The 17,953-nt window shown below is 28.3% G+C and carries 12 protein-coding genes and 1 tRNA gene; 6 read left to right on the plus strand and 7 right to left on the minus strand.

Annotation, left to right across the window (positions count from 1 at the left end; translation table 11 throughout):
- Positions 1-211: 211 nt before the first annotated feature.
- The 6 genes from sufE to sufA are packed head-to-tail and all read right to left on the minus strand — an operon-like array spanning position 212 to position 5,874.
- Positions 212-628, minus strand: a complete 417-nt coding sequence (gene sufE, locus WBAF_RS00910; RefSeq protein ID WP_121463218.1) for a cysteine desulfuration protein SufE — start codon at positions 626-628, stop codon at positions 212-214.
- 31 nt (positions 629-659) lie between these two features.
- Positions 660-1,916 (minus strand): cysteine desulfurase SufS, encoded by a 1,257-nt coding sequence (gene sufS / locus WBAF_RS00915; RefSeq protein WP_121463219.1) that lies wholly within the window; start codon positions 1,914-1,916, stop codon positions 660-662.
- A 1-nt stretch (position 1,917) separates the two neighbouring features.
- A complete protein-coding gene (gene sufD / locus WBAF_RS00920; RefSeq protein WP_121463220.1) occupies positions 1,918-3,240 on the minus strand; it encodes a Fe-S cluster assembly protein SufD in 1,323 nt (440 codons plus the stop codon).
- Entirely contained in the window at positions 3,221-3,961 is a 741-nt protein-coding gene (sufC, locus tag WBAF_RS00925; protein WP_121463221.1) for a Fe-S cluster assembly ATPase SufC, read from the minus strand. Before sufC ends, sufD begins: the two co-directional genes overlap by 20 nt.
- 44 nt (positions 3,962-4,005) lie before the next feature.
- Positions 4,006-5,493 carry a Fe-S cluster assembly protein SufB gene (sufB, locus tag WBAF_RS00930; protein ID WP_121463222.1) on the minus strand — a complete coding sequence of 496 codons (1,488 nt, stop codon included), beginning with the start codon at positions 5,491-5,493 and terminating at the stop codon, positions 4,006-4,008.
- A gap of 12 nt (positions 5,494-5,505) precedes the next feature.
- On the minus strand, positions 5,506-5,874 hold the full coding sequence (sufA, locus tag WBAF_RS00935) for a Fe-S cluster assembly scaffold SufA (RefSeq protein WP_121463223.1): 369 nt from the start codon (positions 5,872-5,874) through the stop codon (positions 5,506-5,508).
- 2,150 nt (positions 5,875-8,024) lie between these two features.
- On the opposite strand from sufA, the gene ydiK reads away from it, so the two are divergent.
- Positions 8,025-9,074 carry an AI-2E family transporter YdiK gene (ydiK, locus tag WBAF_RS00940; protein ID WP_121463224.1) on the plus strand — a complete coding sequence of 350 codons (1,050 nt, stop codon included), beginning with the start codon at positions 8,025-8,027 and terminating at the stop codon, positions 9,072-9,074.
- Between the two features lie 384 nt (positions 9,075-9,458).
- Here the strand turns inward: ydiK and cspE are convergent, their stop codons facing one another.
- Positions 9,459-9,671, minus strand: a complete 213-nt coding sequence (cspE, locus tag WBAF_RS00945; RefSeq protein WP_121463225.1) for a transcription antiterminator/RNA stability regulator CspE — start codon at positions 9,669-9,671, stop codon at positions 9,459-9,461.
- A gap of 883 nt (positions 9,672-10,554) precedes the next feature.
- Between cspE and WBAF_RS00950 the strand changes: the two genes are divergently transcribed.
- The 5 genes from WBAF_RS00950 to fabA all read left to right on the plus strand — a co-directional run bounded on the left by WBAF_RS00950 (position 10,555) and on the right by fabA (position 17,076).
- Positions 10,555-10,630: transfer RNA gene (locus WBAF_RS00950), tRNA-Asn, on the plus strand.
- A gap of 2,292 nt (positions 10,631-12,922) precedes the next feature.
- The gene (locus WBAF_RS00955) at positions 12,923-13,252 is read left to right on the plus strand and encodes a TusE/DsrC/DsvC family sulfur relay protein (protein WP_121463227.1); all 330 of its coding nucleotides are present in this window, start codon (positions 12,923-12,925) and stop codon (positions 13,250-13,252) included.
- A gap of 416 nt (positions 13,253-13,668) precedes the next feature.
- The gene (hspQ, locus tag WBAF_RS00960) at positions 13,669-13,989 is read left to right on the plus strand and encodes a heat shock protein HspQ (protein WP_172575477.1); all 321 of its coding nucleotides are present in this window, start codon (positions 13,669-13,671) and stop codon (positions 13,987-13,989) included.
- A 747-nt stretch (positions 13,990-14,736) separates the two neighbouring features.
- A complete protein-coding gene (locus WBAF_RS00965; RefSeq protein WP_121463229.1) occupies positions 14,737-16,482 on the plus strand; it encodes an AAA family ATPase in 1,746 nt (581 codons plus the stop codon).
- Between the two features lie 75 nt (positions 16,483-16,557).
- Positions 16,558-17,076, plus strand: a complete 519-nt coding sequence (gene fabA, locus WBAF_RS00970; RefSeq protein ID WP_121463230.1) for a bifunctional 3-hydroxydecanoyl-ACP dehydratase/trans-2-decenoyl-ACP isomerase — start codon at positions 16,558-16,560, stop codon at positions 17,074-17,076.
- Positions 17,077-17,953 lie beyond the last annotated feature (877 nt).

The following is a 17,953-nucleotide window of genomic DNA, read 5'->3' on the forward strand; positions in this document are numbered from 1 at the left end:
CTAGATCTAATAATTATTATTAAATACAATAACATAATATAAATAAAATAAAGATTCTTATAATTAATTATTTCTTGTTTAAGAAATAAATTAGAAAGCTAATACCTAATATTAGTAATTTATAATCAAAAAATTCCTTATTTCCATAAAAAGTAAAATAAGGGGCTTTTCTGATGAATATCAGTAGTTAACTAAATGTTTAAATGCTTAATTAGATCATTTGTTCAGCTCGATGGTGGATTGATCTGATCATAGCATGCAATCCCTGGCTTCTTGATGGTGTTAAATGCTGCTCCAATAACAACTTTTGAAAGAATGAGTTACTATCGGTGAACAAAATTTGTTGTCCAGTTTTATTTTGAAAAATAATTATTACTAATGCAATTAATCCCTTTACTATAGCTGCATCGCTATCACCAGCAAATTGTATCTTGCCGTCACTATTCAGCTCCATAACAATCCAAACCTGACTTTGACAACCTGTGACATAGTTTTTTACTTGTTTTTGTATATCACTAATGGGTAATAATTTTTCACCTAATTCAATTAAATAAAGATATCGCTCTTCCCAGTTTTTACAACGTGAAAAATTAAATAACAATTTATTCTCATCAGGTAAGGCTGACATCATTCTACCCTTATATGTACTTTATAACGGATTAACCAAGTAATTTTTCAATATGTTGTAGTTTTTCAACCAAAATATCAATCTCTTCTTTAGTAGTATAAACTGCTAGAGAAACGCGACACATGGCTGGCACTTGATAAAAATTCATCAACGGCAACGCACAATGATGGCCTGTCCGTATTGCAATCCCATAATTATCTAAAAAACTCCCGACATCATAAGCATGATGGTCTCCTAAATTAAGGGCAATAACCCCTTGGCGCTCATCTGAGCCATAAAAACGCAAAGATTTTACCGTACTTAACCGCTGATTAGCATACTGCATTAATGATGTTTCATGGGCCGATATTTGTTGATAACCAATATTATTTACATAACGTAATGCCTCACCTAAGCCAATAATACCAACAATATTTAGCGTACCTGCTTCAAATCGCCATGGCGCATTTTCGTAAGTAATATTTATTATTGATGGCTCAGCTAACGTCATACTAACTTTATCAATTATAGCTCCACCACCTTGCCAAGGTGGTAAAGCATTTAATAATATCTTTTTACCATATAAAACACCAATACCAGTAGGCCCATACAGTTTATGACCAGAAAAAACATAAAAATCACAATCCAAATCTTGGACATCAATCATTTGATGCATAATACTTTGCGCACCATCTAGCACAATATGTAATTGTGCTTTTTTTTTCTCAGCACATTGGCGCGCATAGGCAATAATCTTTTTTACTGGATTAACGGTTCCTAAAACATTAGACATATGGGTAAAAGAGAGTAATCGTGTTCGACTATCTATTAGCTTATCTAATTGTTCAAAAATTAATTTACCTGCATTATCAATAGGTAATACACGAATATCAAAACGAATCTGGCATGCAAGCAGATGCCAAGGAACTATATTAGCGTGGTGTTCCATTTGGCTAATGATAATATTATCTCCTGGTTTGATAAACCTATATCCATAACTATTAGCAATTAAATTTATGCCTTCCGTTGTTCCTTTAACAAAAACAATTTCTTCAGCATCAGCTGCATTAATAAAATCAGCTACTTGCTGACGAACATTTTCTACCATAGCTGTTGCTTTACTACTCAAACTATAGATCCCTCTGTGTACTGCCGCATAGTGATGACAAATAAATTTACTTTCTTTTTCTATCACTTGTTGTGGTTTTTGCGCACTAGCAGCACTATCTAAATAAACCAAAGGTTGACCGTAAATTTTTTCTGCTAGCATAGGAAAATCTTTGCGAATGGACGCCACTGAAAATGTCATATTAAACCCTTGCCAAGCGCTGCTGAATAATATTCATTACCTTATTACTTATACCTTCACTATCAATAGCTTTAATTACTTCATCCGCAAAAGCAACCATAATCATATATTTTGAATTATTAATATTAATACCCCGTGAACGTAAATAAAATAGCTGTTCATCATCAATACAGCCTACTGTCGCGCCATGACTACACTTCACATCATCCGCATAAATTTCTAACTGCGGTTTAGTATAAATTTCTGATTGTTTACCTAATAACAAATTGTTATTTATCATTTTGCCATCTGTTTTAAGTGCTGCGGGCGCCACTTTAATCATCCCATTAAAAATAGATTTACTTGCATCTTGCGCGATAGTTTTATGCAACTGGCGACTTTCACAAAATGGTTTATTATGTTCAATATAAGTTCTAGTATCAACAATTTGTCTATTTTGTGGCAATAATAAGCTATTAAGCGCTAATCTACTACCAGCTCCATTTAACTTCACATTAGTATGATGACGAAATAATGCTGAACCAATAAAAATACCGCTACTGGTTATTTGACAATCTGTACCTGACAAGATGTCATTATGGGCAAAATGGCTACTTTGATTATTTTCAACACTAAGTTTAATATGACTAAAATAACTATTATCACCAATATTAGCGGTCAACCGGCTACCAGTGAGATGAGGCTTATCATCAATAGAAATAAAATGTTCAATAACTTGCGATTTACAATTAGCACCGATCGCTAAATGATAGCGATAGTGACTAGTATTAACATAATCACCGTGATTTAATCCAGAGGTAATATTCAATATATAAAGCGGTTTTTCTACCTGTTGATTATCTGCCAATTTAATAAATAGGGGTTGAGCAGCCAGACTCTCAGTTAAATACAGAAATATTTCATCATTCACGATAGGACCCGGAAATTCCTGTGCCAGCGTATCCATCATCTGAATTTGATAAGGGTTAAAGTTATTACTACTTAGTGCCGGAATAAAATATCCATTTAAAAAAATAATATTCCAACCATCAAGATATATAGCTAGCTGTTTTAATTTATCAGCAGTAATCGTGTTAACTTTATCATTATTTAATTGGTATTGAGTGTTAAGTACTTTTGCCAACGGAGTATAATGCCAATCTTCATGACCAAATGGTGGAAAACCAATTTTTTCTGCCTTCTCCCAATAAGCCTTAGCTTGTTTTTCTTTCGCTCTTTTACTACCATGAAAAATAGTCTTAAACACTTTTAGCGCCTGTTGATTTAGCTTTGTGACTTGATGCTGTTTTTCTGCTCTGTAACTTTTAGTCAATAAGCCAGCCATAGCCTTGTACCTCCAGTTTTTTGGCCAATGAAAAATCACCTGATCTAATAATTTTACCTTTATAGAGAACATGAACAAAATCAGGCTGGATATAATCTAAAATGCGCTGATAGTGAGTAACGATAATAAAAGCTCTTTCAGGGGTACGTAGTGAGTTTACACCATTAGCAACTACTTTCAAGGCATCAATATCAAGACCTGAATCAGTTTCATCTAAAATACACAAATCAGGCTCTAATGCTGCCATCTGTAAAATATCATTACGTTTTTTTTCTCCACCAGAAAAACCTACATTAACAGATCTAGTAAGTAAATCTTTGGGCATATCAAGCAATTCAATTTTATTTTTAATAAAATCCTGAATATCAAATCTATCAAGCAGTGGTTGCTTACGATACTCTCTAACTGCATTAATGGCGGTTTGTAAGAAAAATTGATTACTTACACCAGCAATTTCGACTGGATACTGAAAGGCTAAAAATATACCTTCCCCGGCACGGTCTTCCGGTGATAACTCAAATAAATTTTTATTTTTAAATATAATTTCACCCTGCTCTATTTTATATTCTTCACGTCCAGCTAGGGTTGCTGATAAAGTACTCTTACCTGATCCATTAGGCCCCATAAGTGCATGCACTTCACCAGATTTTACTGTTAGATTTAATCCGTTAAGAATTTGATTACCTTCAACACACACATTTAAATTTTTAACACTTAACATTTTATTGGCCTTTGAATAACTTAGTCTTATTTTAAAAGTAACCGTCAACCCACACTATGTTCCAAACTAATTGCTAATAATTTTTGTGCTTCAACGGCAAACTCTAATGGTAATTCAGAAAAGACATCTTTACAAAACCCGGTTATAATCATAGAAATAGCATCATATTCCCCAATACCACGCTGTAAACAATAAAAAAGTTGATCTTCACTAATACTGGATGTCTTAGCTTCATGCTCTAACTGTGCACTACTATTCATTACTTCAATATAAGGAAAAGTATGTGCACCACATTCAGTACCAATTAACATAGAATCACATTGAGTATAATTTCTAGCGTTTTCTGCCGTCGGTAAAATTTTTACTAAACTACGGTAACTATTTTGACTACGACCTACTGAAATCCCCTTGGAAATGATAGTGGAGTGAGTATTATTACCAATATGGATCATTTTTGTTCCGGTATCAGCTTGTTGATTACCATTAGTTAATGCCACTGAGAAAAATTCTCCTACTGAATTATCCCCTTGAAGAATAACACTAGGATATTTCCAAGTAATAGCAGATCCTGTTTCAGACTGCGTCCAGGACATTTTGGCATTCTCACCCTCACATAAGGCACGTTTGGTGACAAAATTTAAAATGCCACCAGGTTTATTTTCACCACCTGAAAACCAGTTTTGTACGGTAGAGTATTTTACTTCAGCATCTTTATGAACAATAACTTCAACTACAGCAGCATGCAATTGATAACTATCTCGTACCGGAGCGGAACATCCCTCAATATAACTAACGTAACTACCTTCATCAGCAATTAAGATAGTGCGCTCAAACTGACCGGTTTGAGCTGCATTAATACGAAAATAGGTTGATAATTCCATAGGACAACGAACAAACTTTGGCACATAAACAAATGTCCCATCAGAAGCGACAGCAGAATTTAATGCAGCAAAAAAGTTATCTCGATTAGAAACAACTGTACCAATATATCTTTTTACTAACTCAGGATACTTTTGTATTGCTTCACCAAAAGAACAAAAAATAATACCCAGTTTTGCTAATTTGCTACGATAAGTTGTTGAAACAGAAACAGAATCAAAAATTGCATCAACAGCAACTGATTTACCCTCACGCACTGGCACACCAAGTTTATTAAATGCTTCTTCAACTTCTGCGGTAAGATAATTATTGTTATGCTTATCTCCTACCTCTGCTGAAGAATTAGCTTCTATGTTACAATTATCATCGCAACTATTGCAGGATGGAGCAGCATAATAACTATATTCCTGATAGTTTAAATTAGGATAATAACCTTTAAGCCAATGAGGTTCTTCAATATCTAACCAATGTTGATAAGCTTCTAAACGAAACTGCAACATCCAATCAGGTTCATTACGTTTAGCTGAAATAGCTTTAATGACATCTTCATTGATACCTTTAGCTAGTTTATCTGTTTCAACCTGAGTGAAAAACCCCTCTTTATAACTATGCTCTAATAACCATTGATGAACATCATCATTACGCTGTGACATAATTTAATTCACTTAAATACTAAAGCTTTCACCACAACCACAAGCGTGTTGTGCCTTCGGATTATTAAATTTAAATACTTGATTAAGTCCCTCACGAACATAATCAACTTCAGTGCCATCAATAAATGGCATTGATTTTATAAGAACAAAAATTTTGGCGCCATTATTTTCAAATAGTAAATATTCATCAGTTGGATTATCTATAAATTCAATGACATAACTAAAACCAGCACATCCTGATTGCTTGATATTAATAGATAACCCATCACTGTCCGGATTTTTTTTTATTAATTTACGAATTTGATCAGCTGCTTTATCGGTAATGGTAACCCCCTTCCAAATTATTTCATTCAAATAAAAAGTATCAACATGCTCTGCCATTATTGACCTCACTCAACTAATACTTATACTAGATTATACTTTAAATATACTTTTTTGCTTTATATTATATATAGTAATTGATATTTCTATAAAAATACTTTTTCAGTAAAAGATCATTTATTTTACTTTTATATCAAAATTGTTTATTTATTCATTAAACTAAACTATTGATAAATATTTTAAAAAAATTTACTATAATATGTAAAATTACAAACAAAATATAGCTAAATAAATTTACATTAATTGTAAATGCTTTACTTATCTTTAAGATTAAACAATTTAATTATGATTATTATAAAATAGCAAATACAAATTAGTATTAATTATTTATTTTAAAATATATCTACTAGACTGAATAGTTACTAACTACCGATATAAATCGCACTACATAAGCTAAATAATTTTACTGAAGGTACTGCTTAACATGGGTAGCGTTAATCTCTGTACCAAATACTTTTAGTTAACTTTAGTACAAAAATAACTAGCTATAGAGCAAAACTATTCTACTAATAGAAGTTATGTAGTAGTAAAAATAGCTACATAGTACGTTTGATCAACTGGCATTATTGCTTCGATAGATAGCATCATTGTTTCATGTTAAATTTGGTTTATTTAACTACAGCAGGCATAACTTGCTGTTAACTTCAATACTATTTTGGGTACGGGTACTAATACTATTATTAGCTACTCATTAACTAATAAACCTAAAACTTGCCACATTCATCTAATAACCTAATTTTAAAATTAAATAGAAAAAAATAGTAATTTTAACATTAAAATATCTGGTAAATAAATATTTTATGAAAAAATAAATTAGCTACCAGTATCTTCTACTAAGCTTTATATTTACGCTCATGAAAGAGATAATGCTACATTAACTATTTTCCTTATTTTTTTACTCCAATTTTGTAAAAAAATAAGAAAAATACGTTAATACAATCACCTTGTAACCAATAAGTTTGTATGTATCCACCATTACTTTAACATAAAAGTAAACCAGCGCTGGCATTTCTTCATAAGTAATGAAATAAATTTCATATTATGAAATAATATAGTCACTAATAGGTCCTAAATTATAGCTATAATAGACTACTAAAATATTTTCTCTGAAATGGAGAATATCAATTACTTAATGTAAAAATTTATATTTTCTAATCTTGGTTAACAAGATTATTGTGTTGTTGTGTTATTTTTTGCTGACAATATCAGTACAATTACTCATATATTATGCAAATAACATTAGGGTTAACCTATAATCTTAAATACTATCTTATTATAGGGGCGAAATTTTTGGCGAATGAGTTCATTGCTGCTGAAAATTAATCAAAGGCTACATTAAAGTATTAACATCTAAATTAAAGCATCAATAATTAATATTATATACCATAATATGGTAAAAACTTTTTTACTTATGATCTAGAAAATATAATTATTAATTTATTTTTTATAAGATAACGCTGCATAATATGTATGCTATTAATCAATGATATTATTATCTTTAATTAATTAAAGGTATTATTGCTGGTTTAATTTGATATAATTTTTGATAAAAATTTGCGCTCCAAAATTTAAGCTATAAGGTAAATAGAAAACTTATTAACGTGTTCTACCTATAATAAGCAAGTTTTACTTAGCAGTAAGTTAATCCTTTATCACGCCATATTCAATTATAGCGTATTCTTGTGCCATATTAATTTACAAAATATTTTGCATATATCACGATATATCAATCACAATACCATCAAACTAAACCATTGGTTCCTTTTTTCCAACTAGGTATAAAAGGTTAATAACTTAAAATTTTTATCATTAGCCTGCTTTGTTAAAAATTTAATATTGTTATTCTAACGTAGATAAATAAAAGCTTGAAGAGTAAATTTATATATACTATTACCTGTTGACATTACTAATTTTATGAGTAAGTCCTATATGTAAAATCATTATTATAATTATTTTTTAAAAATAATGTTAACTCTTATCTACTATATTAGATTAATAATAAATACATACAAAATTATACTTGACAATTATTTTTTTATTAAAAATATAAATTACATTATTTCCCTACCTTTAGTAGTTACAAAAAATTTGATTAATCATCTAATAGAAATAGATAATATTTATCTATTATTTAAAATTAGGCTAATATAGTGGAAAAAACACAAAATTTTGGTGATCTACCCAAATTTATTTTTAATATAATTGCTATTTTACTGATGATTACGGCATGTTTTTGGGTATTAAAACCATTCATACTTGGGTTTCTTTGGGCAAGCATGGTAGTTATTGCTACATTGCCATTATTTAAAATAATTGAAAGCAAACTTTGGAATAAAAAATGGCTAGTAAGTATAATCATGATATTAATAGTAGTAATAGTATTTGTTATTCCCTTTGCCATACTAATTAGTAGTATTATACAAAATAGTGGTCCATTAATTAAATGGGCAAAATCGCCAGTTGAAATTAGATTACCAGAATTTTTATGGTTAAAAAATATACCATTTATAGGGTATAAACTATTTTATGGTTGGCATACATTGGTAGCTAATGGCGGTAATATATTAATTACTAAACTTCAACCGTATCTTGGAAAAGCAACCAGCTGGTTCTTAACGCAAGCTATTAATGCCGGGCATTTTATGTTTCATCTTATCATCATGTTACTATTTAGTGCATTACTCTATCTGAAAGAAAAAAGTGTTATATTAAGTATTAGACATTTTGCTATTCGCCTGGCAGGCACAAGAGGAGATACTGCTATTCTACTTGCTGGCCAATCAATTCGTGCTATTGCATTAGGTGTAGTTGTAACAGCATTAATACAAGCAATTAGCAGTGGTATTGGGTTAGCTTTAGCTAATATTCCTTATGCTGCAATATTAACGATTCTTATCTTTGTATGTTGTGTTGCCCAACTTGGGCCATTATTGATTATGGTACCTTCGATAATATGGTTATTTTGGTCAGACAATACCAGATGGGCAATTATTATGATTATATGGAGCATAATTGTAGCAACAATGGATGGTGTATTACGTCTTTTTATAATAAAAAAACAGGCTAATTTATCAATGATACTTATTTTGATTGGCGTTATTGGTGGAATCTTATCATTTGGAGTAATTGGTCTTTTTATTGGTCCAGTTATTTTAGCTATATCACATAATTTACTATTATCCTGGATAAATGAAGTTTAAAAACCAGCTAAATTATTAAATAAGTTAAACCAATCTTCTTTAGATAAGAAAATAACGAAATAAAAAAATTCATTTAATTAATATTTTTTTATAATTTTCAATAGTATTACTATGACAAGTATATTAATTAATAATATAATAATGAAACCATTAATTTATATTTTTTGATATAATATAAAGACCTACAACTAATTCAGATTTATTTTTTATTAGTACGGTTATATAATAACTAATTATAGGTAATTATAACTTCTAATTTAGATAATAAATTATTAATATTTATTAGTTATGTCTAAAAATTAAATACTGTGCAAAAAGTTTTTACTGATAAAATAAAGAAGCCTGCAGCTTACACAACAGGCTTCAAGAAATCCATTTCTAATCTTAAATAGCAGTTACATTTGCTGCTGCTGGACCTTTGGATCCATCTTCAATGGTAAATTCTACATTTTGCCCTTCAGCCAGGGTTTTGAATCCATTTCCTTGAATGGCAGAAAAGTGAACGAATACATCTTTGCTACCATCAGAAGGAGTGATGAAACCAAAGCCTTTAGATTCGTTAAACCACTTTACTTGACCCTTCATTTTGTGAGACATTTGCCTTTCCTATATAACAAATAAACATCGCCGGTTTCGGCAGGTATACAAAAGCCTACATCACTATCTAATTTCATAGAAGCATTCAGCAAAACGGTCTAAAGTTTATCAATAATCACGTTACTCATGACACATTAACTTAAATGTCGTAAATAAAATAGATTCGTTTATTAGGCTTACTATCATTAACGCACGAGTAGTTAATAATATCAATAGTTTTATGCTTTTCTTTTAAAAAAAATATTTTAATTTAATTAATAATAAATATTAATTTTATATATTTTAGATAATTTCTAATTAATAGATATTTAATGGCTAAAGTAATTTAATTGCTAGTTAAAGCTATTTATATTTATCTATAAATCTAATCAATTAAGATAAATATCATGAATACAATAAAAATAACTATAAGTGAAAATATCAGCTAAATATAAAAAAATAATAATATACATTATCTAGATTAGCAGTTTATTACTAGTTATACATTCCTATGTGTAGAAATTAATATTACTTAATATACTCACTACTTTTGGATATACTATATAATATACTTCATGCTATTTTGCTGGATACTACATTACTGTTTTATATCAAAAAAAATAAATATTGGAAGATATTGAAATATTTAATTTACGTATATGTAACAAATGTAGCTATTAACAAAATACTTGCTGAACTAACTATTAATAATACAATAAAAACCAAACTAAAAAATCTTATCAAAAAAAAAATAAAAAAGTATTTAAGAAAATAGATATACTTACATAATCACCTCATTAGATAATGTGTTTGCATTATAAACAAACAGTAAAATATTATATTTTAAACATTGACAGTAGTTCAGAACATAGTTACTATGCGGCTAATTTTTATGATTGATAATTCCTCCATAGTTCAGTTGGTAGAACGGCGGACTGTTAATCCGTATGTCACTGGTTCGAGTCCAGTTGGAGGAGCCAAACAATCTTAGCTAATGCTTTCTATTATTATAACTTATTAGTTTAATATATATCAATATACTATTTAATATAGCTGTTTTACTTTTTTACTTAATAATATCTAGTCAGCATGCTAACTACTAATCTCTTTTGTTATTTATTTTAAGTTGTAGTCAATTTCATGACCAAAATCAAGATATTATAAGATGAATAGAATATTTATTCTAAAAACAGTTTTATGTTAAAACTAGTTATGCTTTATACTAGCTAAATTTTGGTTCTAGAAATTTTTATGCTAAAATTAATAGTGCTAGTTATTTATATTAAGGTAGCAAAATATTTTAAAAGATCAGTAGTATAAATATGTTGAGAGGTAGACTGGATATAGCTAATACAATGACTACTTATAATTATGAAGTATCATAATAAAAAATGCCTGTAGTTATATTAAGATTTTAAATGTTTATATTTTTTTACGAGTTATGCAACTGTTTTAAAAGAATATAATGAAAAATTATAAATTATTTTTTATTAAAAAATCTTCAGTTTTATAACTTACCAGTTAATAAAAGGTTTATTGAACTTATATATAAAAAAGTAATTGTAAAATAGAAAAATTTCTAAGATGAAAATTATTTAATTTATTTTAAGCAAAAACAATAATAATTGGAAAATATATGTTATATAATTATCTACTATATAGTTAGATATAATTTTTTCTTAAAGTGTTATGTTAATAACAAAATATTATTAATACTTAATATAACATTATGTATTAGCTAAGTTATTTATTAACCAACTATGTAAAAAAAACAATAAAACTAATAAAATTAAGAAAAATAATGAATATAATATTTTAAAATAGTTTTTTAAAAAATAAATTATATAAATTTACTAGTAAAAAACACTAAAATAGTAGTAAGTATTAAATTAAATACTAACTATTTATTTATCTATCACTTAGATAAGTATTTTTATAAAATATTATATTAGCTAATATAATATTAACTATACCATTAATCAGATTAATAATTTTAAAATGTTAAATTAGCTTTTAATAATTATTATGTACAATACAGTTGATTATAATAATCTACAAATTTTTATTGAAAAGCATATAATATACTATTATCTATTTAGATAGATAACTATTACTATCTAGTACTATTATCTATTAACTAATAACTCGCTTTGATCTAAATACTTTTAAAAAGTTTTAAAACACAATTTATAACTATTCATTCCTACTATAAATGCAAGACAACATCATAAATAACTAATATAATTTTGAATTGGTTGGCATAGAAATTAATTTTCTAATGATATAAATTATAGATCATATCTTTAAGATATTAAATCATGGTATTTATTTTACCAAATAAATTAGGTAATAGATTGATAGCAAATTCAAAAAAGATTGCGTATCTAATATATTTATGCTTGATAGCATCAATATAAAAAACATGATAAGCAGCCACAAACAAGAAAAAATTTATGGTATATACCAAATCACGATTATGGTATTAGGCCATCTTCCCATAGCTAATACTTGCCTCTTTTATAGTAGTATAATTATTAATAATACTGGTAATAATTTTATTTAGAAATTAACATCGGCTCTACAAAATTAATGACTGAACTAATTTATGTATAAATAGGTTTATTAAGGTAATACTGATTATACCGAAGCTATTCGCTTTAATCCTACAGCAAGCAAGCTATGATAAATGACTAGTAATTTAATTTACTAACCATGATCTATTAATGAGAAAACTAACTATGCTTAGAAAAAATAATTAGATAAGATAAATTATTTTTATATAAAATTCTTATAGTTAAATATAGTTAACCATTTTTTATAAAATTACGCGAAGTTCAAAAATACTATTTTTTATCATAGTAATTATTACTTGCCGTTTAAATTATGTACTATTGAGTAATATACAAATAAGATCTAATAGTTTAAATATCAAGTGAGGTAAGTAAAAAAATAAACCAATATAATTTGGTTACCAATGTATTTTATAGTGTGGTATATTATAAAATTAAGGAAAATTATTAAATGAAAATTATTAAGTGATAAAAATTTTTTTTATCTCTCAAATAAAATTTACCAGCATGCTGCATGCATACTATACTACTAATCTATAATTAATGTTAGCAAAACTACTAAGGCGATAACTATTACTATCTTGATCTACATTTTTGCCAGCGTTGAGCGTTCAATAAAAAATTAGATCAAAATTTATAGTTAGGTAAAGAGGTTAATTTAGTTAAATTAACCATAAATATGTCTAAAATTAGAAATATAAGATGTTTATATTTGAAGGTCGTGAAATTAAAACCGATGCTGATGGTTATTTAAAAAGTAGCCAAGAATGGTGTGAATCCATGGTATATCTATTAGCTAAACAAGAGAATATTATATTGACTGAACAACATTGGAAAATAATTCGCTTCATTCGTGAATTCTATATTGAATTCAATACCTCGCCGTCTATCCGTATGTTAGTAAAGGCCATTGCTAAAAAATATGGTGAGGATATTGGTAATAGCCGCTATCTTTATCACCTTTTTCCAAAAGGACCGGCGAAACAAGCAACAAAACTTGCTGGGTTACCTAAACCTGTAAAATGTATTTGAGTTATTACAGTAAGTATCTAATAGTAAAATCTACAAACTCTTTTCAAAAAGGATATTCTTGATTTTTCTATCATCTTCAATTTTAGCACCCAATGGGCCGGCCAACCAGCACCATATAGTTAGTAATATAAATAAAACTTTTATGCTAACAATACATCAATAATAAATATTACTATATAGTACATATTTTTATCCCCATAGATAATGGATGATAATAAAATCTTAAACTTTTATCTTTTATAATAAAGAATAACTCCAACATATTGTTTTTTATGTCAATGATAGATACTCTTATAAAATAAATATTTTAATCTACCTAGATTAAAGTTATTAATAAATTAGCGTAACAGAGTGACTTTATTAAAATTGTTATTATTACTCACATATAATTCCTTAAAGGCTTCTAGGAGCTAGCTATGATGACTACCAGTAAATTTAGTATTGGACAACAAATAAGGCATAAACTACTAGGATATCTTGGAGTAATAGTTGACGTTGACCCAGAATACTCTCTTGATAAGCCACAAGATAACGATATTGCTACTAATGCAGCTCTACGCTCAGCTCCATGGTACCATGTAGTTATGGAAGATGATAATGGTGAACCTATTCATACTTATCTAGCTGAAGCTCAGATTACTTATGAAACTTCCAACGAACACCCAGAACAATCATCTTTAGATGAATTATCAGAATCAATTAAAACTCAACTTAGAACACCACAATTGCGTAATTAACTAATTGTAAAATCAAATTAATGAATATGATTAGTATATCATCTTAAACCTAAACTAAGTCTCTATATTTTATAGCAAGTATAGTTAATATGAATGAATGTTAGCATATTGCTTTAGTTATTAGTTAATATCTATAAATTTAAGCCAATTGATGGAATCTATTATTCTAGGCATAGAATTAATCTTTAATTTTTGATAGCGAGTATTAGTTTTTCAACTTACAGCGAATTTCCAATAAAAATAATACAATAAAATATTTATAGTCTCTTTTTTATTTAAAATAATACTCATTTAAAAGTAAATTTAACAGTGATTATTTATCATCATAAAATTATTAGTTATTTATTTGCTTAAATAAAAATTATTAATGGTATAATATGTTGTGAATGTCACTCATTATTAAAATAATGAGTAACATTCATTAGACAATGAACTATATTAATAAAATAATATTCAAAATAAGCCATCAAATTTAGTTTTGCTACCGGAAAATGATAAATAGCTAGCTTATAATCTATAAAACAAGTATTCAGATATAGTAACTGAGATTATAATACAAAATATAATAATATATAGCTGCTTTTTTTACATGATAAACGTTACCAACATAATATACCGTAAAATTAATTATGTTTATAACACCATAGTAGTATATATTAGAAAATATATTCTATATTTACTTTATATAACCAGGATATTTAGAATAATTTATAAACTTTTTATCTAAATTATAAGTTGAAAAATAGCGTGATTAGTAACGAATTACTATGGCAGAATTTAGCACCTGATTATGAACCTTATATTAATCTTTTTGCTTCTGCTGATAAACTAGAAAATGCTACTTTAGCAATTATTCAACCGAGATTATATAATAGTCTCGAAAGTTTTTTATTAACACCAACATATTTTCCTTTTGCTATAATTAGAGCATTAGAATGCCAAAGCTACTTATCTGAATTAGCTAAATGCATTAAAAATATTATTCCAGCTTCAGTAGCTATCACAGGCGATTATAAACAATCAAATGGAAAATTTTATTGGCAACCAAACAACAAAAGATCATTTACTACTTGTAATTCAGTTTATTTCTGTAATTGGATAGAAATGCCGCAATTATTTGGTAGTATACATCAGTATAAAAATAGTATTCACTTAGAGCCAGGACTATTACACAAAATCAATGGTGGAGTATTATTACTTTCTGTTAGTACATTATTAGCGCAGCCATTAATGTGGCAGCGGTTAAAACAAATGGTAATACAAAAACAGTTTGAGTGGCTTCCAGTAAATGATAATCAATTTTTACCCTATCCAATTGATTCAATGCCCCTGGATGTTAAACTTATTTTGGTAGGAGATAATTTTAGTCTTGATGAACTTGAAACAAAAGAGCCTGAGCTTTTTTCTCAAGCTACGTATGGTGAATATGAATTTGACTTAAATTTTGAACATAGTAGTCAACTATCGCTATGGATGCAATTTGTTAAACAAATTATTACCGATTGCCAATTACCTGCTTTAACTACTGATGCGTGGCCAACCTTGATTACTCAGGCAATTAGATATACTGAAGACAAATCTATTCTACCATTAGATAGAAGATGGCTTATTCGTTATTTATCTGAGGCAAATAAATTTAAACAAAATAACCAAATAACTACAAAATCATGCCAAGCGGCAATGCGGCAACGCAAATGGCAACACGGTTACCTAGCTAAACGCAATTTAGATGATATTTTAAAAAAACAAGTTTTTATTAAAACTGAAGGTAAAATCATTGGCCAAATCAATGGATTATCTATTATACACTATCCAGGTCATCCAGAAATTATTGGTGAACCATCACGTATTACTTGTGTTGCTCATCTTGGTGAGGGTGAGTTTACTGATGTAGAACGTAAAGTTGAGCTGGGTGGTAATATTCATGCTAAAGGTATGATGATTATGAACGCCTATCTCAATTATGAATTAAACCTTGAACAACCACAACCTTTTTCCGCCTCAATTGTATTTGAACAGTCTTATAATAAAGTTGATGGCGATAGCGCATCATTAGCTGAGCTTTGTGCATTAATTAGTGCACTTTCTCTTCAGCCTATAGATCAGCAAATTGCCGTTACAGGTTCAGTAGATCAATTTGGTTATGTACAACCAATTGGGAGTATTAACCCCAAAATAGAAAGTTTTTTTGATATCTGTTTCCAACGGGAATTAACTGGGCAGCAAGGAGTTATTATTCCGGCGGCTAATATTCGTCATTTATGTTTAAATCAAGATCTTATTGCCGCAGTCAAATCCAGAGTTTTTAACATTTGGCCTGTTGAACACGTTTCAGAAGCAATTTCCATGCTAACAAAACATGCTTATTATAAGCAGCAATATGATACAAAAAACTTACATCTGTTAGCTTTAATACATAAACGCATTACTCTGGCTAATAAACAAGAAAAACCAAAATTCATGAGATTTATAAAGTGGCTAAATTTAAAATAACTGACCAAAGTTGTTTAGCTTACAAGTGTAAGCTATTATTTAGCATTATTATTTTTAACAAGGCTATTTAGTAAAATGTTTAATAAACACAGCTCTTATAGTAAAGAAGATTTAGATGCTTCAGGGAGAGGTGAACTTTTTAGCGAAAATGGGCCGCCATTACCTTCCGGTAATATGTTGATGATAGATCGCATCATCAAAATGACTGAAACTAGCGGTAAGTATAATAAAGGATTTATTGAAGCTGAATTTGATATCAAACCTAATTTATGGTTTTTTAGTTGTCACTTCACTAATGATCCAGTTATGCCTGGTTGTTTAGGTTTAGATGCAATGTGGCAACTTGTTGGGTTCTACCTGGGATGGCTAGGTAATAAAGGTAAAGGCCGAGCTCTCGGCGTAGGTGAGGTTAAATTTACTGGACAAGTTTTGCCAATCGCAAAAAAAGTAACTTACTGTATCCATTTAAAACGTGTTATTAATAGAAAATTAGTTATGGGTATGGCTGATGGTGAAGTATTGGTTGATGATAAGTATATTTACACAGCAAAAAATTTAAAAGTTGGTTTATTTCAAGATACTAACAGTTTTTAAAGCTATAACTTTTTTCTTAAAATACCTTAGATTATCAATCTAATTGATGTAGGTATGTTATATTCATACCATCAATATAATTATCTATCTATAGATTATAAATCTTGAGTCCAGATTTATGCTAACGTACTAATTCATACTAAATAACCATTTAGATATTACTAAAAATACAATACTTAAATCTATATTTTTACTTTTATAAATCTAGTTACCTTGGGTAATTACTTTACCATCATAACAACTGCCATAAAAAAAATTAATACTATCAAATCTATTTAACAAATATAAAATAAAATATAAATTATGATTACTTGCATTAACATAATTCACTTATTTATCTATACAAAGAGCTTTTCTTTATCTGATTCATTTTTAAATCACTACAGTGCATTACATGTCTTGATCAGCAGTTGAATATACCTTAACAAGTAGTCAGGAAGCTACATATGATATAAATCATATAAACAGGAGACCATACTTGCAAAGAAAATAAACATAACTAGATTAGTTTAAGCAAAGTCTATGGCAAATTAGAAAGTACATTTTGCTTAAAAGATAATTTTTTGAATTACTACTAGCGTAGTTGTGGCTATTATTTTTATTATCATAGGTTTAATTGGCATACTATTAATTTTATCTAATGACTTAACTAATTTTACTTAATCTATTATAATAGCGTTGACCATTGGATTAATATTGTAATCAGCAAATTTTAATGGTACTATCTATATATTGGCATTTTTGAAATATAAATCCAACTAAATAGATAAATAATGCAACAGCTAATTATATTAGCTTCTTTTAATAATACACTTAATTATTATCCCAATACAACCGCATTAATTATTTGGCTAATAAAATAACAATTAAAGTACTC

Origin of the sequence: Arsenophonus endosymbiont of Aleurodicus dispersus (genome assembly GCF_900343015.1) — a bacterium.
Lineage (GTDB): Bacteria > Pseudomonadota > Gammaproteobacteria > Enterobacterales > Enterobacteriaceae > Arsenophonus.

Bases quoted from the DNA above. Each gene is read 5' to 3' on its own strand.
- sufB (WP_121463222.1), bottom strand. From the start codon at position 5,493: ATGTCACAGCGTAATGATGATGTTCATCAATGGTTATTAGAGCATAGT.
- sufA (WP_121463223.1), bottom strand. From the start codon at position 5,874: ATGGCAGAGCATGTTGATACTTTTTATTTGAATGAAATAATTTGGAAG.
- fabA (WP_121463230.1), top strand. From the start codon at position 16,558: ATGTTTAATAAACACAGCTCTTATAGTAAAGAAGATTTAGATGCTTCA.
- sufC (WP_121463221.1), bottom strand. From the start codon at position 3,961: ATGTTAAGTGTTAAAAATTTAAATGTGTGTGTTGAAGGTAATCAAATT.
- sufD (WP_121463220.1), bottom strand. From the start codon at position 3,240: ATGGCTGGCTTATTGACTAAAAGTTACAGAGCAGAAAAACAGCATCAA.
- sufS (WP_121463219.1), bottom strand. From the start codon at position 1,916: ATGACATTTTCAGTGGCGTCCATTCGCAAAGATTTTCCTATGCTAGCA.
- cspE (WP_121463225.1), bottom strand. From the start codon at position 9,671: ATGTCTCACAAAATGAAGGGTCAAGTAAAGTGGTTTAACGAATCTAAA.
- hspQ (WP_172575477.1), top strand. From the start codon at position 13,669: ATGATGACTACCAGTAAATTTAGTATTGGACAACAAATAAGGCATAAA.
- WBAF_RS00955 (WP_121463227.1), top strand. From the start codon at position 12,923: ATGTTTATATTTGAAGGTCGTGAAATTAAAACCGATGCTGATGGTTAT.
- sufE (WP_121463218.1), bottom strand. From the start codon at position 628: ATGTCAGCCTTACCTGATGAGAATAAATTGTTATTTAATTTTTCACGT.